This window comes from Sorangium aterium (genome assembly GCF_028368935.1).
Lineage (GTDB): Bacteria > Myxococcota_A > Polyangia > Polyangiales > Polyangiaceae > Sorangium > Sorangium atrum.
The window spans coordinates 748,389-771,781 of sequence record NZ_JAQNDK010000006.1; the positions used below are offsets into that span (position 1 = coordinate 748,389).

Sequence of the window (23,393 nt, forward strand, 5' to 3'; positions counted from 1 at the left end):
GCACATGAGGCGCGGCGCGCGCAATGCGCCGACGCGCGGCGCCGCCGGACGCGCGCGAGTCGCATCCCGCACACGATGCGCGGCGCGCGCGATGCGCCGGCGCGCGGCGCTGCTTGATGCGCCGCGCGCCGCTATCGAGGTACGTCAGTTCTCGCAGCCGCTGCAGGCGAGGGGGCAGGTGCCGTTCGCGGTCGCCTGACAGTGAAGGTCGGGCGCGTCGGCGCTGTCGCCGTAGTCGCAGCAGATCTCGCCGGCGCGGCAGCATCTCACGCCGCAGCAGAGGCCTTCTTCGCACCCGAAGCCGGGGGCGCACGCATTCGCGCACTGGCCCTGGATGCAGACCTGAGTCTCGGTGCAGGTCGTGCCGCACGACCCGCAATTGCGCGGATCACCGGCCAGGTTGACGCACTCCGATCCACAGCACGAGAGCCCGGGCTCGCACGTGCACACCGTGCCGCCCTCGCCGCCCATGCCGCCCTCGCCCCCTGTGCTCGTCGTCGCGACGGTGGTGGTCGCTCCGCCTTCCCCGCCCGCGCCCCCGCTGGAGGAGCTCGACGCGGTGACGACATAGGTCGGCAGATTGTTCACGGTGCCCGGGTCAGCTTCACATCCAGCGACGGCGAACAATGCGGACCACAACAGCAATGCGATCACCCGATGACAGGGCATGAGCACCTCCAAGCCGAAAATCACACTACCACGGAGGGTCGTGGCCACACGAGGGGGGTATGGCACACGGCGCAGCGACGGCTGCATGCGCTGCGTCGTACGCCGCGGTCGGCGCGTCACGACCAGGAATGCAGCGGCGCGTGCGACATCAGGGGGTGATGAGCTTGCAGTCCGACAGGAGCCCCGTGTACCAGTCATCGGTCCTGTCGAGCCATGCGCCCTCGCTGGACCAACGGATGCCGGGCCGCTTCATCCTGCCTTCGACGGTGTAGGTGCATTTCACCGCGAACCGTGCGGACGGCAGCTTGCCGTCGGTGAGCGCGGGCTCGCTCCACAGGCCGGAGGCGAGGAACTGGACGCGGTCCGTGGTCGTGTAAGGACGGAGCAGCTTCTTGTCGTCCGCATCGCCCTTGGACCAACCCTTGGTGGGCGACTCGAACGCGCAGTGCCGGCCGTTGACTTCCTCGGCCGACCAGCAGGCGAGATCCTTGATGTCGGTGGACACGAGGGTGACCTCGACCTGGGATTTGTCCCCCGTCTTCCACTTGGGGCCGGCCGTGCCGGCCGCGGGCTCACGCCCGAAATAGGCGAAGGCCGCGGCGAGGCCGCCGATGATGATGAGGAACAGGATCATGCTCTTGCCGAGCGAGCCGCCCTGCGGTTGGGCGGCGGCGCGAGGCCGCGCGCCGGGCTTCTTGCCGGCCGGGCGCCGCGCTGCGCCGGCCTGCTTTGCAGGACGCGAGGCTCTGGCCGGCGCCGCTGCGTCGGCGCCGGCAGCGGCGCGGTCCTCGCCGTCGTCCTCGTTGCGGGTGTCCTGCGCGTCGGCCTCGCCGGGAGGCGCTTCGTCCGTGTCGGGGCGGTCTCTGTCTTCGGAGCTCGTAGCCATCGAGGCGCTTTATGTACCGGAGCGCGTCCGCGACTCAAGCATTCCGTGGACCGAGCGGCAGGGCACGATCGCCCGTTCCAACGAGCAGCCCTTGATGTAGGCTGCGCTCCCGATGACGTCCGATGCCAGAAATCCACGCGCGCGCATCCTCGGCACAGGCCGCTCCCTGCCGCTCGCCGCTCCGACGAGCGAGGCGCAGGCGGGCGCGCCGGCGGACGGCGCGGCGGGCGACCCTGGCGCGAGCGACGAGCGGCGCCGCGTCGCGCCCGGCGAGAGGACGAGCGACCTGGCGGCGCGGGCGGCGAAGGCGGCGCTCGAAGCGGCCGGCATCGGGCCGCGCGACCTCGAGATGATCATCCTCGCCACCTCGAGCGGCGACGCGCCGATGCCGGCGACCGCGGTGTACGTGCAGCAGAAGCTCGGCGCCGAGCACATCCCGTCGTTCGACCTCTCCGCGTCGCTGACGGGCTTCCTCTACGGGCTGTCGGTGGCGAACCAGTTCGTGACGGCCCGGACCATGAAGCACGTGCTCGTCATCGGCGCGGACCTGCTCTCCCGCCGCCTGGATCCGCGGGACAGGGCCGCTGCCCAGCTGTTCGGCGACGGCGCCGGCGCGGTGGTGATCGGGCCGGCGACCGGCGACGGGCGCGGGATCCTCAGCGTCGGCTTGCGCGCCGACGGGAAGAAGGCCGATGTGCTCCAGGTGCCCGGCGGAGGATCCGCGGAGCCGCTCACCGTGGAGCGGCTCGCCGACCGGCGGCAATACCTGCGCGTGAAGCAGCCCGAGCTGCGGCAGGCCGCGGAGGAGCACCTCGGGGCCGACGCCCTCTCGGCGGTCGCCGCCGCCGGGCTTGCGCCCGCGGACGTCGACTGGGTGATCCCGCACCACGCCGACCCGCACCTCGTCGCCCTCCTCGCCGAGCGCCTCGGGTGCCCGCCTGAGCGCGTCCTCGGCGCGGTCGACGGCGCCAGCGCGGCCGGGGCCTGCGCGGGCTCGGTCGCCATGGCGCTCGACGAGGCGCTCCGCGACGGCCGGATCCTGCCCGGAAATCACGTGCTGCTGTGCGCGCTCGGCGGCGGCCTCACGTGGGGCAGCGCCGTGCTCCGCGTCTGAGTCGACGAGGGCCGGGTCTCTGGCGGCGCGCGGTCCGGCCGGCACACGGACCTCGAGGGAGCCTGCGCGCTGCGCTCGGTGGCGGTGGGGGGATTCCCCCCATCCTGGTCGAAGGATGGAACCGCCAAGTCGCCATAAGACGCCAAGAAAACCACAAAATCTTGGCGTCTTATGGCGACTTGGCGGTTTGAAAGACCCCACCTTCAGCCGAAGTACCCCACCGCCACGCTCCGCGGCGCTCGCGACGAAGGCGACGAGCGCCACCGTGGACTTGTTGCCGTGCGCTCCCCATCGTGGTCAGGAGAACCCATGAACGACGCTCCGCTCTACAAAGATGCCAAGCAACCCGTGGGAAAGCGGGTGGAAGACCTCCTGCGTCGGATGACCCTGGACGAGAAGGTGGGGCAGCTCATGCAGCTCGACGCCCAGGGAGATCTGGAGGACGCGATCGGGCGGATGAAGGTCGGCAGCCTCCTGCACTGCAACGGGAAGGACGCTGACACGGCGATCCGGCGCGCGCTGGATACCCGACTTGGCATTCCGGTGTTGATGGCCGACGACGGGATCCATGGCCATTCCTTCTGGGCGGGCGCGACGATCTTCCCCACGCAGCTCGCCATGGCCTGCAGCTGGGATACGGGGCTCCTGGAGCAGGTCGCGCGGGTGACCGCCGCCGAGATGCGGGCCACGGGCCTCAAGTGGACGTTCTCTCCCGTCCTGTGCCTCACGCGCGATCTACGCTGGGGCAGGGTGGGGGAGACCTTCGGCGAGGATCCCCACCTCATCGGAGAGCTCGCCTGCGCGATGATCAAGGGCTATCAGGGCAAGGGTCTGGACGATCCGGACGCGGTGCTGGCCACGGCCAAGCACTATGCGGGGTACTCGGAGACGCTGGGCGGCCGTGACGCCTCGGAGGCGAACATCTCGCGGCGCTACCTGCGCTCGTATTTCCTGCCGCCCTTCGAGCGGGCCGCGAGGAGCGGCTGCATGGCCTTCATGACTGGATATCAGTCCATGGATGGGATCCCGGCCACCGCCAACCGCTGGCTCCTGACGGAGGTCCTCAAGGAGGAGTGGGGGTTCGAGGGGATCCTCGTGACCGACTGGAACAACGTGGGCAATCTCGTGCTCGATCAGAAGGTCTGCAAGGACATGGCCGAGGCGGCCACGGTGGCGGTCCGGAGCGGCAACGACCTGATGATGGCGACGCCGCAGTTCTACGAGGGCGCCCAGGAGGCGGTGCGCCGCGGGCTCCTGGCCGAGGCCGAGATCGACGCGGTCGTCCGGCGCGTCCTGTCGCTCAAGTTCTCCCTGGGGCTCTTCGAGGACCCCGGGTACAGCAGCGAGCAGCGCATCCAGGAGATCATCGGGTGTGCGGCCCACCGGGACCTCAACCTGGAGGTCGCGCGGGCGTCTCTCGTGCTGCTCAAGAACGACGGCCTGCTGCCGCTCGCGGAGGGCGCGGCGTCGAGGCCATTGCGGCGGATCGCGGTGATCGGCCCCAACGCGGACGACCCGATCGCCCAGCTGGGCGACTGGTCGCTCGGCTCGGGCCAGATGAGCGGCGGCAACGGGCCGCAACACCCCCGATCGAGCATCGTCACCATCGTGGATGGGATACGGGAGCTTGCGCCCCCGGGGTGCGAGGTGGTCTATGCCGCGGGCTGCTCGGTTCTCAGCGAGGACGAGTCCGGCATCCCTGCGGCGGTGGAGCTTGCCCGGAGCGCCGACGCGGTGGTCCTGGTCCTGGGGGATCGGATCGAGCTCATCGGCGAGACGAAGAGCACGGCGACCCTCGAGCTCATGGGCGGCCAGAGGGCCCTCTCGGACGCGATCGCCAGGACCGGCGTTCCGACGGTCGTGGTCCTCGTCAACAGCAAGCCGCTGGTCCTGCCGCGCTCGGCGCTCGGCGCGGCGGCGATCCTCGAGGCGTTCAATCCGGGGATGATGGGCGGGCGGGCCGTGGCCGAGGCGGTGTTCGGGAAGATCAACCCCTCTGGCAAGCTGACGATCTCGTTCCCCTACCACGTGGGCCAGCAGCCGATATTCTACAACCAGGCCCGCGGTCAGCACGGGAATCGCTATGCGGATCTCACGCAGGAGCCGGCGTTCGCCTTCGGCTTCGGCCTGAGCTACACGCGCTTCACCTACGGCGATCTGAACGTCCTGACGCCGAGCGTGGAGCGAGGCGGCACGGCGTCGTTCGAGGTGACGATCACCAACGCTGGCGGGCGCGAGGGCGTCGAGATCGCCCAGCTGTACATCGAAGATCTGGTGACGTCGTCCACATGGGCGCAGAAGGAGCTGAAGGCGTTCCGCCGCGTGAGCCTGGCCGCGGGCGAGGCGCGCAAGGTGCGCTTCGACGTGCCCGCCTCGGAGCTGTCCCTGGTCGACGCGGAGGGGCGCCGCGTGGTGGAGCCGGGGGATTTCCGTGTCCACATCGGCTCGTCGTCCCGGCCTCAGGACCTGCTCTGCGCCGGGTTCGCCGTGGCGTAGGGGGTATCGGCGGCTCCGGTTTGTCGGCGGCTCCGGTTTGAAGTTGGATTCTGGCTGGAGGTTGCCGCACATCTCTGGCCAGAATTTCAATTTTCGTCGGATCGTGTATTACCGTCGGCGGGGCAACGAGCGCCGGGTGAGGCCTCTGCGTCCGAGGAGGGAAGGACCGATGACGGCGAAGCGGGTGGCGCTGGTGACGGGCGCGAGCACGGGGATCGGCCGGAGCGTGGCGGAGACGCTCGCGAGGAACGGGTACGTGGCCTTCGCGGGCATGCGCGATCCCGATGGCAGGAACCGCGCGGCGCGCGACGAGGTGGCCGGCCTCGCGACCGCGGGGATCCCCATCGAGACGGTCGCGCTCGACGTGACGGACGACGCCTCCGTGGCCGCGGCGGTCGCGACGGTCGTGGAGAAGACGGGGAAGATCGATGTGATCCTGAACAACGCGGGCGGCTGCGTGATGGGGCTGGCCGAGTGCAGCAGCGTCGATCAGCTGCGACGGCTCTTCGAGACGCATGTCTTCGGGACGCAGCGCGTCTGTCGCGCCGTTCTGCCGCACATGCGCCGGCGAAAGACCGGAGTGCTCGCCTTCACGTCCAGCGTCGGCGGGCGCGTCGCCCTGCCGACCACGGCGCTCTACTCCTCGGCCAAGGCCGCGATGGAGATGATCGCCGAGGGCTACAAGCGTGAGCTCGCGTCCTTCGGGATCGACGTCGTGATCCTGGAGCCGGGAATGGTCCGGACGAAGATCTTCGACAACATGTGGCTGGACGACGACACGGCGCGCGCCGCCGAGTACGGGGCGCTCGGCGGCGTGGCGCGTGCCGTGCTCGAGATGGTCAAGACCATGGAGGGACCATCCCCGGAAGAGCTCGCGGGCGTGCTGCTGAGGCTGCTGGAGATGCCGCACGGCCAGCGGCCGCTGCGCACGACGTTCGGTCCGGACGCGGCGCTGATCGACCCGGTGAACATCGCCGCGGACGAGGCCACGCGGGCGCTGCACGCCCTGTACGGGGGGTAGAGGAGGCGCAGCCATTCGAGGCCCTAGCGCTGCCTCGCGCCGCTCCTCATCCATCATCCCATCCGGGCTCTCGGCCGGTCTGGCGGCGCCCATTCCACCCGGCCCGCCCGACTAAAGCGACTTCAGGTACTCCACGAGGTCACGCTTCTCGCCGGAGTCGAGCCCCAGATCGAAGCGCTCGTTGTAGCTGCGCACGACGTCCAGCAGCGTCGCGAAGCGGCCATCGTGGTAGAAGCGACCCTTGTTCTTCGGCTTCATGAACAGCCCTAGCTCTCGGACGAAGAGGGCGGCGAGGTTCATCGTCTTGTACGAGTTGCCGGGCGCGCGGTTCGCCTGGAAGGCGTCGATTTTCATCTCCTCGGGCGTGTGCAGGTTCCAGCCAGCATCGGTCCAGAGCGGCTTGTTGTGGCAGCCGGTGCACATCGCCTTGCCGGTGAACAGCTTCGCGCCGCGCTCGGCGGCCTCCTCGTTGAAATCGCGCCCCGGCTCCGGCTTCGGCGCCGGGAGCGCGAGCTGGTAGAAGTGCAGCGCCGGGAGCTTCGACGTGACGAGATCGTCCTTCGGATCCACGACCACATTCCAGATCCCGGTGGCCGCGGCGTTCGGGTACTTGACGGGATCGTTGAGCCTGGGATCGAAGAAATTACCCTTCCCATGGAGCTGGGTCACGGCGACAAACGCGTTCCAATAGGGCACCGAGCCCCAGTTGCCCGTCCATGTGTGCTCGTTGACGCCGCCCATATCGAACGCGTTGGGGAGCAAGGTCGCGGCGGAGGTCCTTTCGTCGGGCGGTGGCAAGGTCGCGAGGGAGGTCTCTCCATCAGTCTGGAACGCCTTCCCGTCGAGCAGCAGCTCGGCGTCGTACTTGCCCGGCCCCCAGCTGAGCAGAACTTCCCTCACGCCTGCCTCGGTGATGCCCGCGGGCACCTTCGGCAGCAGGTCGACGATCGGCTGGAGCGTCGGGGCCGTAGCGATGATGGCGCCGACGTCCAGGTCGCGGTTGGCCCAGCCGTCGAGGCGCGTGCCGATGCCTGGACGCACGGAGTCGTTGACCGTGGAGTGACAGAACGCGCACTGGAGCCCGATGGAGATCAGCTTGCCGCGGGCGTTGAAGAAGCCCGTCACCCCGAGGATCGCATCGAGCTGCAGGAGGCTCAGCGTGACGGCGGGGTCGTCGAGGTCCACCTGGCCACGCGCGATCTTGTCCCGGAGCCGCGACGGGAGCGCGTCCGCGTCCACCTTCAGTCCGAGCTCCAGCGCCTGAGCTGGAGTCACCTTGGCGATGCTCTCGTGCAACCGGAGCTTGCCGCCCCAGAACTGCTCGTCGCCGAAGGTGTCGAATCGGAAGATCTCCTGTCCCCGTTGGAGCAAGTTGCGCGTATTTCGTTCCGTGGTGGCTTCGAAGTCGCTGAATCGCCCGCGGCGGGGCAGTTCGTCCTCGGCGGAGGCGACGTGCTCTGCTTGCTCGTCCCGATCGGCCGAGTTGCACGCGAGCGCGGCCACGACGAGCGGAAGCGTCGCTCCAACGAGCACGAAAAGCGGGGTGAGATGTGTCGTCATGGTAAGACCTTTCGGTGTCTTCGCGTCATGCTGCGAATCCAAAAGTGATTTGTCTGTCTTCGCGGGCAAGTAAGAGAGTCCATGATCGTTCCGTCGGGTGAGCCGCTCGTGCGCGCGTCGCGAGCCCGCGACAGGCGTTGAAGACAGAGGTCTCGCGATGTTTGTGGGCGTTGCTTCCCGTTCGTGCCGACTGGGGATTCGATGAAGTTGGGAGATGATGGGTTGAGCTTCAGGCGATGGACGCCTTGCGCCCTGCACACAAGGGGCTGCGTTCGGCTTGGCATCGGCAGCCTCGGCCTCCGCGAGGAAATGGGCTACCGTGCCGGAGGGCGCGCTCCGTAGAGCGGCGGTCAGCCGCCGCGGACACGGGCCCGTCTTGGCGCTCTTGGATCCCTCCATGCTGAACCTCCTTCTCCGCCTCTCCCCGCTGCGCCCCGCCGTCCGCCTCGAGACCGTCGAGCGGCGCGACTTCACCGAGCCGCGCCTGCGCGAGCTCCACGCGCTCTCGAACGCGCTCATGGCAGAGGACTTCGGGCACTTCTGCGTCCACGCGAGGACCAACGATGTCGTCCATGTCTTCCGCCGCGCCGACACCGGGGCGATCGTCGGCTTCCAGTTCTGGAAGACCGCGCCGCTCGCCTTGCCCCGCAGCCGGGCCATCGTTGGCGGGAAGCTCAGGATCTCGCCCGACTTCCGGACCCGCGGGCTGCACCTCGTCTCGGGCCTCCTGTTCTTGCTCGAGACGAAGCGCCGCGCGCCGCGGACCCGCCTTTACCGGCTCTCGATCGCCAGCCTCTTCGGGTTCGTCTCCATCACCGAGGCGCTCGCGCGCTACGAGCTCTTCGATCCGAAGCGCCGGGGCACCGCGGAGGACGAGGCGGTGCGCGAGGCGTTCCTGAAGCTCGCCAGGGAGAGCAACTACCACGTCGACGACGAGACCGGCCTCTTCCGCGTCAACATCTTCATGACCGAGGAGACGGTGAGCCGGTATCCGCCGCGCTACTTCGAGCGCCCGGCCGCGCGGCGCTACGCCGCGGCCAACCCCGGCTTCCGCACGAACGGCTGCTACGCCGGCTTCTGGTTCCGCTTCACCAGCGAGAACCTCCTCGTCATGACCCGCGCCGTCATGAGGAGGCTCTTCCGGCGGGGCAGCCCCGTGGATCCACCGCCCGCGCGTGGATAGCGGTTCAGGATGTCCCTTGCCTTGGAGGGCGAGAGGTCTTCGCCTCGGGGAGGTCGATGCCGACTGCGGCGAACGATCTCGTGGGCCCCTTGTCTAACTCCCGGATGACGTCGGTCGGACGGCGTCCTCGGTGCTCGAGCGCGATCAGCGGTCGATCGTGGAGCGCATGCCCCCGCCGAAGCTGACCGTCCACGCCTCCTTCGAGCGGTGCGGGTTCCAGAACACCCGCACCGGATGGTGAAATGGATAGTCCTCGTCCAGCGCGAAGGTCGGCGCCTCATCGTCGAGGTTTTCGGTCAGCCAGAGCCCGTCCCGCTCCGTCGTCATGTACATACGGTTCGCGTTTTTCGGATCGATGGCGCATGACTCGACGCGATATCGATCGCTGATGCGCTGCCATGTCGCGCCGCGATCCCTGGTCCGGTACAGCCCCCCGTAGAAGCGCTCGTCGTGGCTGAAGACCGCGGTGTACCAGGTGCTCTCGGTGCTGTCGTTCGGATCGATGACGATGTCCTTGGTCCAGTAGTACATCTCGGGCGAGGAGCGGTCTTCCCACGCCGAAGCTCCAGGCTGGAGGAGGAACACGCCGGACCTGTCGGTGAACGTCCGGGTGTTGCCGGGCTGATGGCCAGAGTAGGTGGCCACGATGCTTCCGTCCTTCAGCACATGGACGTTGTAGGGGTGACCCTGCGTGCGGGGCGGGGCCGGGAGCGCGGCGGGCGCCGCCCCCGGCGCGCTCAGATCGAGGTGATAGATCCCTCCCGTCAGGCTGTTGACCGCGCTCGCGTAGAGCTGATCCGGATCGTTCGGATCGAGCGCCAGCCAGACGACGGGACGGCCGAGATCGGCGAGGAGCGACCATGTGGCGCCCTTGTCCACGGACACCATGATTCCCCCTCTGGCCGGGCGGCTCGGCGTGCCGTCGAGGCGCGCGTCGCGCAGGTAGGGGCTCTGGTAGATGTCATGGACGCTCCCGGTCGCGGCGTAGAGCGCCCCCGTGTACGGATGCCGGACCACGTGATAGGTGGTGTTCAGGGACAGGCCGTTCGCGCCGTCGCGAGACCAGGACTCGCCGCCATGCTCGCTGAAGGCGCTGCGGATGTCCGTGAGCGACGCGAACATCGTGTCCTCGTCGTAGAACGTCAGCCACCAGCCCGACGTCTGCTCGACGCCGCTCGTGCGATAAACGCCGGACATGGGCGTGTCTGCTCCCCTCGGGTTCTCATCCGCTGGTTTCACGTAGGCCTGCTGAAAGGTCCTGCCCCCATCCTCGCTGACGTGGACGAAGCCGAGATCCGTGAGGGCAACGCGGTCGGGATCCGTGGGCGACACCGAGAGGCCGAGCGCGTACTCGCCGAACTCCCAGTCCATGTCTCCTCCGAACCCGCTCCATCCGGTGTCGATGTTGGCGTTGTGGTCGGTGCGGAACACGTGCTGCCAGGTCTCTCCCCCGTTCACCGTGCGAAGGACGATGGGTGAGAGCTTCTCGCGATCGCCGCCGGCGACGTACGCGACCCTGGCGTTGTCGTCGGGCATCGCCACGAAGGCGAGCTTGTCGGTCGGTCCGAGCCCGGACGTCGCGGCTTCCCAGCGCCTCCCATCGCGCTTCAGCCGGTAGAGGCCAGCGTACGCGTCGAGCTCCCCACCGGTCGTGTCGGCGCTGATGAGGGCGTTGCCTTCGCCGTCCGTCGCGGAGAACGTGACCGCGAGGAAGGTCGTCCTCTTGCCGTGCCCGGAGCCGGCGAACGAGACGATCTTCTCGCCCGCCGGCATGCCGCCGATCGACGTGTCGACGGCGAAGGTGCCTCCGTTGTCGTGCGAGACGAGCAGTCCGTCGCTCGTACCAACATAGATGTCGCGCCCATCCCAGTAAACGCCGCCGACCAGGAGGCCGCCCGGCCAGGTCGTCGCGTGGACCGAGCGGAAGGTGCGGCCGCCGTCGCGCGAGAAGTAGAGCTCCGTGGAGTCCGAGAAGAGCAGCCGCCGCGTGCCCTGCCGGTCAACGAACAGGTAGTGGCCGTCTCCTGGCCGCCCTGGCGTCGTGATCTCGGCGTCCCACGTCGCCCCCCCGTCGGTGCTCTTGGCCAGCGTGGCCACGTCCTGGATGCCGTTCGTGGACAGCGTGTAACTCACCCCATAGAGGACGTCGGGATCGGCGGTGAAGCGGAATTGTGAGAGGACGCCGCCCTGGAGCTTGTGAAAGTGCAGGGTCGTCCAGCTCCTGCCGAAATCCCTCGTGCGATAGACCCCCTTCATGTCGCTTGCCATGAAGATTTCGCGGCCGTCGTGCGGGTTGATAGACGGCGAATAGAGGGCGCCCCCGCCGCCCACACCCCGTGATTGCCACCGGCGGCGCGCGCTCCAGGACCCGTGCTTCTCCAGATCCTCGTTCGCCCTGCTCGTGCCCGCGGCGAGGCGGTCGCTCGATGCTCTCGTCGCCTCGTGGATCGCGGCCTCCTCCGCGCAGCCTCCCGCGAGCAGCGCGATACCAAGGACCAGCGGCCCCGCCGTGGTCCTGAAGTCGATTGTGAATCCAGCGTGGTTCGTCATGTATGCTCCCTCACGCTTGCAATATCAGACGCTCAAGCGCCTGTGTGCGACGCTTTGGGGATCGGCGCCTCGTTTGCGTGATCCGGTCACGCGGCAGGGCAAACGTCTACCGCGGGGGTATGTTTGCGTAGGTGTAAGGCCAGATGGGGTGACGTGGCCTCCTTGTCGTACCGCGAAGAGGCGAGGCCGACGTCGGTGTCGTCGTAGGAGTGTTCCGACGCTTCGTAGACCCAATCGTCGCGCTCATGTACGAGATCGGCTATCCAGCGAGAAGATCCCCGGAGCCTCCTCCGATCCGCCACATCTTGCGCGCAGCCCGGCCACGGCGCGGCGCCACGCTCCGTCTCATGACCGACCTCTCGTCCTCCGCCGGCGTCGCGGTTCGCCCTGCGGCGGCTGGCCGCCTGCACCGGCTCGGCGCCGCCGCGCTGTCGCTGCTGGTCGCCGCGGCCGTGTGGCTGCCGTGCCTCCACCTCTTCTTCCGGAGCGAGCCGGGCGAGCACCGCGCCTCCGGCGGGCTCTCGCCGCGCGGGCAGGCGCTGCTCGCGCACCAGCTCTCGCTCTGGGAGGAGGGCGGCGCGGCGCAGGGCGCGACGCTCGCGCGGATGCGGGCCGCGAACGCCGAGTGGGACTTCATGGGGCGGACCTTCCTCGTCCTCGGCCTCGCCAACGCCGCGCTGCGGGATCCGGGCGCCGAGGCGCGCCACCTCGCCGTCATCGACCGGATCGTCGACGAGACCCTCGCGATCGAGCGCGAGCGGGGGATGCTGCACTTCATGATGCCGTACGCCACGCGGCGGCCGTTCGTGCAGCAGCCTGCGCGCAGCCTCTTCGTGGACGGCGAGATCGCGCTCATGCTGGGCGCGCGCGCCCTGGTCGCGCGTCGCACCGATCACGAGGCCGAGCTCGACGCGCGCGTCGCCGAGATGCGGTCCCGCATGGAGCGGAGCCCCGTGCTGTCGGCCGAGAGCTACCCCGACGAGTGCTGGACCTTCTGCAACACGCTCGCCCTCTCCGCGATGCGCATGGCCGACGCGCTGCACGGGGAGCGCCGCGGCCTCGAGCTCGGCCGCCGCTGGCTCGCGGCGGCGCGCGCCCGGCTCCTGGACCCGAAGACGGGGCTGCTCGCATCGAGCTACACCCACGACGGCAGGATCCTGGACGGCCCGGAGGGCTCGTCCCTCTGGCTGGTCGCGCACGCGCTGCTCCTGATCGACCCTGATTTCGCGCGCGATCAGTACACGCGGGCGCGCCGCGAGCTCGGGGCGGAGCTCCTCGGCTTCGGCTGGGCGCGCGAGTGGCCCCGCTCGTGGGCCGGCCCGGAGGACGTGGACTCGGGCCCGATCGTGCCGCTCGTCGGGGCGAGCGCCGGGTCGAGCGGATTCGCGCTGCTCGGCGCCGCCGCCTTCGGCGACGCGCCGTACCTCGGGGGGCTGCTCACGTCGCTCGACCTCGCCGCGTTCCCGATCCGCGAGGGCGACCGGCTGCGGTACGCCGCGAGCAACCAGGTCGGCGACGCGGCGCTGCTCTACGCGCTGAGCTTCGGCCCGCTCTGGGAGCGGATCGCCGGGGCGGGAGGTGCCCCGTGAGCCGACAGCTGGCCCTCGGCGCCGCGATGCTCCTCGCGGCCTTCGTTGTCTGCCACATGCTCGGCCTGCGCGAGCAGGTGTCCGTGCTGAGCGGCACGCCCCCGCCCGCCGGTGGGGGCGACCCGTTGCTCGGCGTCGCCTACGCGCTGGCGTGGTTCGGCGGCGTGGTGTTCGCGCCGATCCTCGCGATCGCGGCGGGCGTGCTCGCGGTCGTCGACCGGCTCCTGTCGCGGCGATCTGCGCCCGCTCGGACGGCTCCGCCGCCGCGCTGAGCGGCTGCCTGCGCCACCTCGGCCGGCTCGCGCGGGGCGCCTTCGCGCGCGCCGCGCTGGCTCCGCGCGCGTCGGTGATGGGCGAGCTGCTCCGCCCGCAGCAAGGCGCCAGCAGCCTGCTGCCTGCGAAGCAGACCTGCCGCCCGGCGTGCCGGCGCGCGCGGCGCCGCCAGGAGGGCCCGGCAGGCGCGGGCAGGGCGACGCGGACGCCGGCGCACGCCATCCCCTCTGCGAATAGCGGCAAGCGCAGGGTGGAATGAAACGTGCTTTGGCGCGGCTCTCTCGGCGCGAGAAGACACATGATCTCGTGTCTGCCGATGGAAGGAGCTGATCGTGGATCTCGAACTCACCGGCAAGCGGGCCATCGTCACCGGCGGCAGCCGCGGTATCGGCAAGGCCATCGCGCGGGAGCTGGCGCGCGAGGGCGCAGACGTCGTGATCGCCGCGCGCGGCAAGGACAAGCTGGAGGCGACCGCCGCCGAGCTCTCGGCGGAGACGGGCCGCCGCGTCGTCCCGCTGGTTGTCGACACCGGCAACGAGACCTCGGTCAACGCGCTCGTCGAGCGCGCCGTCGCCGCGCTGGGCGGCGTGGACATCCTCGTCAACAACGCCGCCGTGCCGGGCGGGATCTCGACCGCGACGCGCCTCGACCAGATCGTCGACGCGCAGGTGATCGAGGACATCAACATCAAGGTCGTGGGTTACCTGCGGACCGCGCGCGCCGTCGCGCCGCACCTCATCGCGAACGGCTGGGGCCGCATCATCAACATCGGCGGGCTGGCCGTGCGCAAGGCCGGCCGCCCGGTCGCCACCCTGCGCAACGTCGGCGTGGCGGCGATCACCAAGAACCTCGCGGACGAGCTCGGCCCGAAGGGGATCAACGTCACGGTCGTGCACCCCGGCGCGACGCGCACCGAGCGCGTCAGGCCCGAGCCGGAGAAGGAGTTCGCCGCCTCGGTGAGCATCGGCCGGATCGTCGACGCCCGCGAGGTCGCGTGGGTCGTCGCGTTCCTCGCCTCGCCGAGGAGCGTCGCGATCAACGGCGACGCGGTCGTTGCCGGCGGCGGGAGCGTCGGGCCGATCTATTATTGAGCCCTGAAACGACGGGCCCGCGCCCCCTGCGGGAGCGGGAGGCGACCGCGCCGGCGCGACGCCACGAGCAACCTAGCCAAAGCACCAACGGAAGATCATGAGCATCCCGACGACCCGACTCGGCCGTACCGGCCTCACCGTTTCGCGCCTGTGCCTGGGCACGATGACGTTCGGTTTCCAGACGGACGAGGAGACCTCCCGCGCCATCCTCGACAAGGCCGCTGGCGCCGGCGTCAACTTCCTCGACACGGCCGACGTGTATCCGCTGGGCGGCGGTTTGGAGGCCGCCGGGCGCACCGAGGAGATCGTCGGCCGCTGGCTCAAGGGCAAGCGAGACCGCTTCATCCTCGCCACGAAGTGCGTCGGCCGCGTCGGCCCGAACCCGTGGGACCAGGGCGCCTCCCGCAAGCACATCCTGGACGCGATCGACGCCTCCCTGCGCCGGCTCGGCACCGATTACGTGGATCTCTATCAGCTCCACTCCGACGACCGCGACACCCCGATCGACGAGACGCTGGAGGCGCTCGACCTCGTCGTTCGCTCGGGCAAGGCGCGGTACATCGGCGTATCCAACTACCTGGCATACCGCCTGGCGCGCGCGCTCGGCCGCGCCGACGTGCGCGGGCTCGCGCGGTTCGTGTCCGTGCAGCCGCGTTATGCGCTCCTGTTCCGGGAGATCGAGCGCGAGCTGCTCCCGCTCGCGCAGGAGGAGGGCCTCGGCGTCATCCCCTACAACCCGCTCGCCGGCGGGTTCCTCACGGGCAAGCACCGCCGCGGCGAGCCGACGGCGGGCACCCGCTTCACGCTCGGCACGGCGGCGTCCAACTACCAGCAGCGCTACTGGAACGAGCGTGCGTTCGCGACCGTCGAGAAGCTCTCGGGCATCGTCGCCGAAGCAGGCCAGTCGCTCACGACCGTCGCCGTCGCGTGGGTGCTCGCCAACCCGGCCGTCACGTCGGCCATCATCGGCGCCAGCCGGCCCGACCAGCTCGACGCGACGCTCTCCGCGGCCGAGCTCTCGCTCGATCCGCAGCTCAAGGCCCGGCTCGACGAGGCGACCGCGGAGTTCCGCCACGGCGACTCGCCGCGCTGAGCCGGGGTTGAGGCCGCCGGCGCGCCTTCGCGACGGCAGCGCCGGTCAGCCCCCGAGCGGCGTCTCCAGCGCCTGCCTCCGCGACAGCGTCCGCAGCTTGCTCAGCGCGCTCTCCTCGATCTGCCGGACGCGCTCCCGGCTCACCGAGAACATGCCCCCGATCTCCGCCAGCGTGTGCGGCTGCCCGCCGTCGAGGCCGAACCGGAGCCGCAGCACGTCGCGCTCTCGCGGGGTCAGCGCCTCGAGCAGCGCAGAGACCTGCGCGTGCAGGCGGCGGTGGACCAGGAGCTCGTCCGGCGCGGCGCCCTCGCTCGCGAAGAAGTCGCCCTGGCGCGCGCCGTCGTCGTCCCCGACCGGCGCGTCGAGGTACACGGGCGGCAGCGCCACCTCCCGCAGCGTCTGGAGCTTCTCCATCGACAGCCCGCTCCGCTCGGCGACCTCCTCCGGCGCCGCCTCGCGCGCGTGCTCCTGCTCCAGCTCCCGCCGCGCCTGCAGCGCCCGGCGCCGGGTCTCGGCGATGTGGACAGGCACCCGGATGACCTGGCCCTGATAGAGCAGCGCGCGAGAGAGCGCCTGCTTGATCCACCACATCGCATACGTGCTGAACCGATAGCCGCGCCGGTAATCGAACTTCTCCGCCGCGCGGATGAGCCCGAGATTGCCCTCCTGGATGAGGTCGAGCAGCGGCACGCCGCGGTGACGGAGCTGCCGGGCTGCCGCCGCCACGAGCCGCAGGTTCGCGCGGACCATCTCGGCCCGCGCCTCGGCCGCCGCCCGGCCCGCGACGCGCATCGCCGAGAGCGTCCCCTCGATCGCCTCGCGCCCGCGTCCATCGACCGCGGGGATCGCCGCGCGCAGCGCGCGCTCGATCCGCTCCTCCACCAGGGGGCCCAGGCGCACGTCGGAGAGTCCAGACGAGAGGGCGGCGCGCGCTCGCTGTCCGCTCGTCTCCGTCCGCCCGGCCTCCGCCAGGGACCGCGCGAGCCCGAGCAGCCGCGCCATCGTCACGGATGTCGCGTCGCTCGGCGCGTCGCCTCCGTCCGCGTTCAGCAGCAGATCGCTCATGTCCACCCGCCCCGCCCGCAGCTCGTCGGCGAGCGCCGCGAGCGCCCGCAGCGCGACGGGCGACGCGACCCAGGCCTCGATCATCGCGCGCTCCGCCGACTCGATACGACGGCCGAGCTCCACCTCGAGCTCGCGGCTCAGCGGCGCGCTGCCCGAGATCTCCTGGAGATAGACCGCGGCGACGTCCTCGCTCGGCCGCGCCGGCGGCGCAGCCCGCCGGCTGGTGGGCGCTCCCTGTCGCGACGACGGGGGAGGGCGGGGGTCGGCGCCGCGCTGCTCCTCGGCCCTCGCGCCGGCGACAGCGCGCCTTCCCTCCAGGATCGTCGTCTCCGCCTCGCCCAGGAGGCGCGAGTTCGTGGGACTGTCGTTCATCTCGCCTGCTCCACCATGGTGCCGCGTCGCGCGGTGATCCGCTCGGGCGCTCGCCGGGACACGCACCCTCAGGGCAACCCCCCAGCATGGACCATGAAGCGACTCCGGTCATGCCGCGACAGAACAAAGGGGCTCCGCGGTCCGCGCGATCCAGAGTGCGCGACAGCCGCGCTCACTCCAGATCGCCTGTCGGCGCGGTCAGGCGCCGGGCCCGCGCGAGCCGCCCGGGCCGCCTGACCGAGAGGCGCTGGACCTCACAGCAGGACGGCCAGCGGGAGCACGGCGGGGCGCCGCGACGCCTCGCGCCGGAATATCCGCCTCACGCCTCGGCTGAGCGCGTCCTCCAGCGCCGGCGCCAGCGTGCGCGCCGCGGGCGACAGCGCGGCGAGCGCGTCGCGCGCGCTGTCGAGCGCGGCGGCGTACAGCGGGCCGCCCTCCTCGAAGTGGGCCACGCCGCGCCCGAGGAGATCGGGGCCGCGCAAGATCTCGCCCGTCTTGCGGTCGGCCACCACCAGGACCATCACGAGCCCCTGATCCGAGATCTGCTCGCGCTCCCGGAGCACGAGCTCGGAGACGTCGAGCCCGCCGCGCGCGTCGAGCCACACCCGGCCGCTCTTCACCGTCTGGCCGAGGCGCATCCGGCCATCCTCGATGATCAGCGAGTCGCCGTCCTCGACGACGAAGACCCCCGACGGCGGAACGCCCATCTGGAGCGCCGTGCGCGCGTGGGCGAGGAGCATCCGGTACTCGCCGTGGATGGGGACGAAGTGCTCCGGCCGGACCGCGTCGAGGAGGATCTTCTGCTCCTCGGCCTGCGCGTGGCCGCTCGCATGGATGGGATCGAGGCCGCGATCGAGCACGACGGCGCCGCGCTTCGCCAGGCGGTTGGCGAGCTGGCTGACGGCGATCTCGTTGCCGGGGATCGCGCGGGACGAGAAGATCACCGTGTCGCCCGGATCGACCCGCAGCCGGTGGTGGTCGCCCATGGCCATGCGCGCGAGGGCGCTGTTCGGCTCGCCCTGCGCGCCCGAAGCGAGCACGACGAGGCGCTCGGGCGGGAGCGAGGCCGCCGTGGCGTCGTCCACGAGCACGCCGGGAGGGACGCTCAGGATGCCGATCTCCTCGGCGATCCGCGTGTTGGTCGCGAGGCTGCGCCCGGCGAGCACCACCTTGCGGCCGAGCTGGGCGGCGAGGTCGAGGACGCTCTGGACCCTGTGGACGTTGGAGGCGAACAGCGCGACGAGGATGCGCCCCTTCGCCTCGCGAAACCGCCGGGTGAACCCTTCGGCCACCGCGGTCTCGCTGACCGACCAGCCGTCGCGCTCCGAGTTGGTGGAGTCCGAGAGGAGGGCCGCCACGCCGGCGCGGCCGTACTCGGCGAAGCGGCCGAGATCGAGCCGATCGCCGGCCACGGGGGTGAGGTCGATCTTGTAATCACCCGTGTGGATGAGGATCCCCTCGCCCGTCTCGATGGCGTAGCCGACCGCGTCGGGGATGGAGTGGGTCACGCGGAGGGGCTCGGCGCGGAACGGGCCCGCCACGAAATGCCGTTGCGGCTCGACCTCGCGGAGCGGCACGTCGATGCCGTGCTCGGCGAGCCGCTCGCGCACCAGCCGGAGCGTGAAGCGCGTCCCGTACACGGGGACGGGGAACTCGCGCAGCAGCGACGGCAGCCCGCCGATGTGATCCTCGTGGCCGTGCGTGACCAGCACCGCGTCGACCCCGCCCGCCTCGCGAACGTAGCTGAGGTCGGGGATCGCGACCTCGACGCCGAGCACCTGGTCGTTGGGGAACATGACGCCGCAGTCGACGAGCACGCGGCGGCCTTCCTCCTCGATCAGCATCGCGTTCATCCCGACCTCGCCGAGGCCGCCGAGAGGAATAATCCGGACTCCCATGGGCGCAGCCTAGCATCGCCGATCGCACGAACAGAGGCCTCCGCTGGAGGCGCGCGCGGACCGGCCCGCGCGGAGGCGCGGGCGCGGGAGGGCCGAGCTCAAGAGAGCTGGGCCCCGCGCTGGGCAGGAGGCCTGTCCTCCGGTCTGCGGATTGCCTCTGCGTAGAGCGGGAGGACCTCATGGCACGATCCAACGTTTCGCTGGGCGCATACGAGCTGCCGACGACCTACCTGCCGCCGGACGACATACCGACTGCAGAGCTCGCCTCGCTCGCCCCGAGCGTGCGGGCGGTGCAGCGGACGACGACGATCCCTGCGAGGCCGCTCCTCGGCGCCGTGCCCCTCGCGCGGATCGTCCCCGAGGACGTGCACTCCGTCCTCGACTACTCGAACGGACTCATCGTCGCTCTGGCCGGGCTCTCCGCGCGGACGAAGGCCGCAAAGGTCGCGGGCGTCGCGCTCGGCGCCTCGGTCGTCTTCGTCTCCCTGCTCACCGACTACCGGCTGAGCCTGGCAAAGCGGATACCGATCGAGGCGCACGAGGTCATCGACCATGCCTTCGGCGCGTCGGCGATCGCGGCGCCGTTCGCGCTCGGCTACGCGAAGCGCGACCCGCTCGCCGCGGTCATCCACGTCGCCGCGGGGGCGGTTACGATCCTGGGGTCGCTGCTCACCGATTATCGCGCGGTGAGGGGCGCCGGGCGCCGGCCGAGGCGGGCGTAGCCGCGCGCGAAGCCGGCCAGCGCCGGCACCTCCCCATGTGCCGAGTCGCCCCACCCTCGGTCCCACCAACGGTCCCCAACGCTATATGCGAGCCGCTGTATCCAGGCACGGGACTCGCGATGACCGTACCACAGCGCATGTCACACACACCGCCGCAGCGAGGCTGAGAGATTCTCTTGCTTTACTGCGGGAAGTTACCCCGGATCAGCAGAGAAACCGCCATGGCGCCAAGGTCGCCAAGAAAAGGGGGGAGGGCTGTCGCAGGCGCCTCGACGCCTCCCGCGCAGCGGTGGCCGGCGCGCGGAGGATCGGGACCGACGGTGCCGAGGAATACGGACGCCAGGCGCCGTCGTTGGCACGGGCGACCGATGAAGCACCGACCATCAACCCTCCTCCTGGCCGCGCTCTTCGCCGCGGCCTGCTCGCGCCCTTCCAGGGAGACGCCGGCCGTAGAGCGCAGCGCTGAAGTCGCCGGGACGGCCGCGCCGGCTCCGCCAGCCTCTCCGCCGCCGCAGAAGCTCCAGGCCGTCACGCGGATCGGCGGCGCGCTCGTGCGCGCGCCGCAGGACGACGCGCTCTACCTGGCCGACGAGGACCACGCGGTCCTCCGGCGCATCCCGCTTCCCGTCGACGTGAGCACGCCGCCGGTCGAGATCGCCATGCCGGGGCGGCCGGCGCAGGTCCTCGCGCTCGCGGACCGGGTGCTCGTCACGATCCGCGATCCCGGGCTCCTCGTTATCTTGCGGCCCGATCCGGCGGCGGGGCTCGTGGAAGCGGCCCGCGTGCCCCTGCCGGCCGACGCCTGGGGGCTCGCGATCACGCCGGACGAGCGCACGGCGCTCGTCACGAGCGCGTGGGCGGGCAAGGTCTCTGCGGTGGACCTCGCGACCGCGACCGCGACGTGGTCCATCGATGTCCCGCGCGAGCCCCGCGGCGTCGTGATCCGCGAGGACGGCGCGGCCGCGTACGTCACGCACCTCACGTCCGCCGCGCTCACCCGGATCGCGCTGCGCGGCGCTCCCGAGGCCAGGCCGTTGGCCCTCCCGCCGTCGCCTTTCCGGGCTCCTCACGGCAAGTCGCTCTCCGCGTCGCTCGGCTACGCGGCCGCGCTCTCGCCGGACGGCCGCCGCCTCTTCGTCGCGCGCCACGCGCTGGGCGCGCTCGGCGAGCAGGCGTGGTTCGGCGCCTCGACGGTCGACGTCCTGATGACGAGCGACGAGGCGCCCCTCGCGCCGCGGCGCCGCCAGGGCGCGCCGCTCTGGCGGGCGGGCGCGCTCGACGATGCGGGGTTCGACGACGCGGAGCTGGAGCTCCCCAACACCTCGCTCGCCCCGTTCGTCCAGCCGCGCGCGCTCGTGTACCGGAAGAGCGCCCGCACGCTGCTCGTCGCCAGCGAGGGCACCGACGCCCTGGTGGAGCTCGACGCGGTCGCTGTCGATCCGGCGCTCCGGCCGCTCCGCACTTACGATCTTGGCCGCCATGCGGGGCCCGACATCTACGTGGCGACCCTGTGCGGCGCGCCCAGCGGCGTCGCGCTGTCCGCGGACGAGTCCATGGCGTGGGTGTTCTGCCGCTCGACGGATGCCCTCGCGATCGTCCGCCTCGACGAGCACCGCGACGACGCGCCGTTTGAGCTGAGCCCCGTGCCGTACATCGCGCTGGCCTACGCGCCGGTCCCGCAGCAGGCCGCCCTCGGCCGGAAGCTCTTCTACAACGCGGTCGACTGGGGCACGAGCGGCGGCCTCGGGTGCGCCGGCTGCCACCCGGACGGGCGCGACGACGGCCATGTGTGGCACGAGGCCCGCGTGATGGACGTCGGCGGTGAGAGCGTCAATTTCCTCGGATCCGCCGAGAACCAGCCGGCCGATGCGGAGCCGCGCGGCGGCGTGCCCCGGCAGACTCCCATGCTCGCGGGCCGCGTGTCGGCCGAGGGGCCCTATGGATGGAACGCCCAGAGCGAGAACCTGGCGGAGCGCCTCCGCGAGGGGTTCGGCCTTCACCGGTGGGGGCCCGGCGGTCTGGGCAACAGCGAGCTCGCCCTGAGGGCGCGTCACCTGGCCGCGTTCCTGCGCGCGGGCCTCGTGCCGCCGCCCAGGGAGGCGCGGAAGTTCACGCCGCAGGAGGAGCACGGTCGCGCCCTCTTCATGAGCGACACGGCGCAATGCGCACGCTGCCACGTGCCCGAGACGGAGCACACCGACCGCATGGGCTACCCGATGCCTGGGTTCGCGGCGCGGCCCGGGTTCGCGGAGGAGAAGGCGGGCCAGGTGTTCAAGACGCCCTCGCTGCGCTTCGTCGGCGGGACGGCGCCCTATTACCACGATGGATCCGCGAAGACGCTCGAAGAGCTCATCGACGCCAACCAGGACCGGATGGGTCGCACCAGCCACATGTCGAGGAATGACAAGGCGGCGCTCGCCGCCTTCTTGAGGACGTTATGAAGAAGAGAGCGGTGATCGGGATGGTCCTGCTCGGCGCGCTCGCGCCGGCGCAGGCCGCGGAGTCGGTGCTCGCCCCGGCGGGAGGCACGGCGGCCGGGCCGCAGGCGAGGGCCGCGGGAGACCCGGCGGACGCGGGAGGAGGCGCGGAGGCGCCGCAGAAGCGCGCGCTCGAGGCGACGCCGCCGCCGCCCGAGCGGACGGCGCGGCCGGCAGCGGCCGAGTGGGACGCCGCGGAGCAGGTGTCGCTCGCGCGCGCCGCGAGGGGCGGCGCGTGCAAGGCGCGCCGGCAGCGCGAGTGGCTGCGGATCGATTGCAGCGTTCCGTCGGTGGTCGCCGTGAGATCGCTCGGCGCCGGGGCCGGAGGCGAGTCTGTCTCGGTCGGTGAGCAGAGGCCCGACGAGGACGGCGCCTTTCCGTCGAGCATCTCGGTGATCTTCCCCGTCCGGATCGGCGACAGGAGGGTCATCGAGATCCTCTCGATCGAGGAAGGATACCGCTTCCAGACCGGGCTCTCGACGAGCGTCGTGATCTCCGAGCAATGGCTCGAAGGCGACGCCGGGCCGCTCGTCAGCGCGCTCTGAGCCCACGCCGGCGCGATCGTTGACGCGCCCACTTCCCCTGCCCTGAGAGGCGCCACGCGCCTGGACGACATCCACGCAAGTTCGGAGGCGTCCCACGCTCCAAGCCGGGAAACCGGGATCGAGCTGGCGCGCTCTGCATCGAGAGCCTGTTCGCGAAATGTTGCGGTGCTTACCGCACGGCGCCGTCGCATGTGCGCCGTCCACCTGCTCCCCGCGCTCACGCGTGGCGCGTGGCGCGTGGCGCGTGGCGCGATCGATCCACGCGGCTCGCGGGAAGGGATTGGATCCGGCGCGACTACGTCGTAGTGTGGAGAGCTCGCATCGACCATCGCACCGGCCGTCGGCTGCAGCATCCAGAGCAACGATCCGGCGGTCATCGCGCGCGCCGGTCGAGAGATGGAGAAGAGATGAGCTGCTTGAGCGTGGATCCTGTCGTCACCGACAGCTTCGGGATCGAGCCGGCCTTGAGGGACGACACCCTCAGCGTCAAGCTCACCGGCACGGGCGACATGGCGGCATGTTCGCCGCTCAGCAGGTACGTCAAGGCGCTGGAGGGCGAGGTGATGCGCCTCTCGGTGAGCACCGTCGAGTTCGACGTGCGCGGCCTGTGCTTCATGAGCTCGAGCTGCCTCAAGGCGTTCGTCGGCTTCATCTGCGGCCTGATGAGCCATGGTCTCAGATGCAGGATACGGTTCGTCACGGACGCGAAGCGGACATGGCAGCGTCGGAGCCTGAAGCCCCTGGATCGCATGTGCCCGGAGCTGGTCTCGATCGCGGACGCATGATCGA

At 70.9% G+C, this 23,393-nt stretch carries 18 protein-coding genes; 12 read left to right on the plus strand and 6 right to left on the minus strand.

All coding sequences use genetic code 11. The features are described from left to right. Positions 1 to 144 precede the first annotated feature (144 nt). Together POL72_RS46890 and POL72_RS46895 are read right to left on the minus strand one after the other, a co-directional pair. Positions 145 to 588 (minus strand): hypothetical protein, encoded by a 444-nt coding sequence (locus tag POL72_RS46890; protein ID WP_272103534.1) that lies wholly within the window; start codon positions 586 to 588, stop codon positions 145 to 147. 229 nt (positions 589 to 817) lie between these two features. After that, the gene (locus tag POL72_RS46895; protein WP_272103536.1) at positions 818 to 1,555 is read right to left on the minus strand and encodes a hypothetical protein; all 738 of its coding nucleotides are present in this window, start codon (positions 1,553 to 1,555) and stop codon (positions 818 to 820) included. Positions 1,556 to 1,667: 112 nt separating this feature from the next. Here POL72_RS46895 and POL72_RS46900 point away from each other — a divergent pair, with 112 nt between their 5' ends. The 3 genes from POL72_RS46900 (at position 1,668) to POL72_RS46910 (ending at position 6,186) form a co-directional block, all read left to right on the plus strand. Beyond that, positions 1,668 to 2,669: a 3-oxoacyl-ACP synthase III family protein gene (locus tag POL72_RS46900; RefSeq protein WP_272103537.1), complete on the plus strand. Its 1,002-nt coding sequence runs from the start codon at positions 1,668 to 1,670 to the stop codon at positions 2,667 to 2,669. A gap of 309 nt (positions 2,670 to 2,978) precedes the next feature. Further along, entirely contained in the window at positions 2,979 to 5,165 is a 2,187-nt protein-coding gene (locus POL72_RS46905) for a glycoside hydrolase family 3 N-terminal domain-containing protein (RefSeq protein ID WP_272103539.1), read from the plus strand. A gap of 169 nt (positions 5,166 to 5,334) precedes the next feature. Continuing rightward, positions 5,335 to 6,186 (plus strand): SDR family NAD(P)-dependent oxidoreductase, encoded by an 852-nt coding sequence (locus POL72_RS46910; protein ID WP_272103540.1) that lies wholly within the window; start codon positions 5,335 to 5,337, stop codon positions 6,184 to 6,186. Positions 6,187 to 6,297: 111 nt separating this feature from the next. Here POL72_RS46910 and POL72_RS46915 read toward each other — a convergent pair whose 3' ends face one another. Then, the gene (locus POL72_RS46915; protein ID WP_272103542.1) at positions 6,298 to 7,746 is read right to left on the minus strand and encodes a hypothetical protein; all 1,449 of its coding nucleotides are present in this window, start codon (positions 7,744 to 7,746) and stop codon (positions 6,298 to 6,300) included. 397 nt (positions 7,747 to 8,143) lie between these two features. Here POL72_RS46915 and POL72_RS46920 point away from each other — a divergent pair, with 397 nt between their 5' ends. After that, positions 8,144 to 8,929 (plus strand): hypothetical protein, encoded by a 786-nt coding sequence (locus tag POL72_RS46920; protein ID WP_272103543.1) that lies wholly within the window; start codon positions 8,144 to 8,146, stop codon positions 8,927 to 8,929. A 144-nt stretch (positions 8,930 to 9,073) separates the two neighbouring features. Here the strand turns inward: POL72_RS46920 and POL72_RS46925 are convergent, their stop codons facing one another. Then, positions 9,074 to 11,479 carry a beta propeller repeat protein gene (locus POL72_RS46925; RefSeq protein WP_272103545.1) on the minus strand — a complete coding sequence of 802 codons (2,406 nt, stop codon included), beginning with the start codon at positions 11,477 to 11,479 and terminating at the stop codon, positions 9,074 to 9,076. 347 nt (positions 11,480 to 11,826) lie between these two features. On the opposite strand from POL72_RS46925, the gene POL72_RS46930 reads away from it, so the two are divergent. The 4 genes from POL72_RS46930 to POL72_RS46945 all read left to right on the plus strand — a co-directional run bounded on the left by POL72_RS46930 (position 11,827) and on the right by POL72_RS46945 (position 15,525). Then, complete coding sequence (locus tag POL72_RS46930; protein WP_272103547.1) at positions 11,827 to 13,068, plus strand: linalool dehydratase/isomerase domain-containing protein; 1,242 nt, start codon at positions 11,827 to 11,829, stop codon at positions 13,066 to 13,068. After that, positions 13,065 to 13,340 carry a hypothetical protein gene (locus tag POL72_RS46935; protein WP_272103549.1) on the plus strand — a complete coding sequence of 92 codons (276 nt, stop codon included), beginning with the start codon at positions 13,065 to 13,067 and terminating at the stop codon, positions 13,338 to 13,340. Before POL72_RS46930 ends, POL72_RS46935 begins: the two co-directional genes overlap by 4 nt. Before the next feature lie 333 nt (positions 13,341 to 13,673). Continuing rightward, on the plus strand, positions 13,674 to 14,432 hold the full coding sequence (locus POL72_RS46940; RefSeq protein ID WP_272103551.1) for an SDR family NAD(P)-dependent oxidoreductase: 759 nt from the start codon (positions 13,674 to 13,676) through the stop codon (positions 14,430 to 14,432). 97 nt (positions 14,433 to 14,529) lie between these two features. Further along, entirely contained in the window at positions 14,530 to 15,525 is a 996-nt protein-coding gene (locus tag POL72_RS46945; RefSeq protein ID WP_272103553.1) for an aldo/keto reductase, read from the plus strand. 45 nt (positions 15,526 to 15,570) lie between these two features. Here the strand turns inward: POL72_RS46945 and POL72_RS46950 are convergent, their stop codons facing one another. Together POL72_RS46950 and POL72_RS46955 are read right to left on the minus strand one after the other, a co-directional pair. After that, the gene (locus tag POL72_RS46950; RefSeq protein WP_272103554.1) at positions 15,571 to 16,962 is read right to left on the minus strand and encodes a sigma-70 family RNA polymerase sigma factor; all 1,392 of its coding nucleotides are present in this window, start codon (positions 16,960 to 16,962) and stop codon (positions 15,571 to 15,573) included. Between the two features lie 254 nt (positions 16,963 to 17,216). Continuing rightward, on the minus strand, positions 17,217 to 18,860 hold the full coding sequence (locus tag POL72_RS46955) for a ribonuclease J (protein ID WP_272103556.1): 1,644 nt from the start codon (positions 18,858 to 18,860) through the stop codon (positions 17,217 to 17,219). A 179-nt stretch (positions 18,861 to 19,039) separates the two neighbouring features. On the opposite strand from POL72_RS46955, the gene POL72_RS46960 reads away from it, so the two are divergent. The 4 genes from POL72_RS46960 (at position 19,040) to POL72_RS46975 (ending at position 23,389) form a co-directional block, all read left to right on the plus strand. Beyond that, on the plus strand, positions 19,040 to 19,582 hold the full coding sequence (locus POL72_RS46960; protein WP_272103558.1) for an SPW repeat domain-containing protein: 543 nt from the start codon (positions 19,040 to 19,042) through the stop codon (positions 19,580 to 19,582). 368 nt (positions 19,583 to 19,950) lie between these two features. Then, positions 19,951 to 22,023 (plus strand): hypothetical protein, encoded by a 2,073-nt coding sequence (locus POL72_RS46965; RefSeq protein ID WP_272103560.1) that lies wholly within the window; start codon positions 19,951 to 19,953, stop codon positions 22,021 to 22,023. Then, the gene (locus POL72_RS46970) at positions 22,020 to 22,604 is read left to right on the plus strand and encodes a hypothetical protein (RefSeq protein ID WP_272103562.1); all 585 of its coding nucleotides are present in this window, start codon (positions 22,020 to 22,022) and stop codon (positions 22,602 to 22,604) included. The genes POL72_RS46965 and POL72_RS46970 overlap by 4 nt, the downstream gene beginning before the upstream one ends. A gap of 407 nt (positions 22,605 to 23,011) precedes the next feature. Then, positions 23,012 to 23,389 (plus strand): STAS domain-containing protein, encoded by a 378-nt coding sequence (locus POL72_RS46975; RefSeq protein ID WP_272103563.1) that lies wholly within the window; start codon positions 23,012 to 23,014, stop codon positions 23,387 to 23,389. The last annotated feature ends 4 nt before the right edge of the window (positions 23,390 to 23,393 follow it).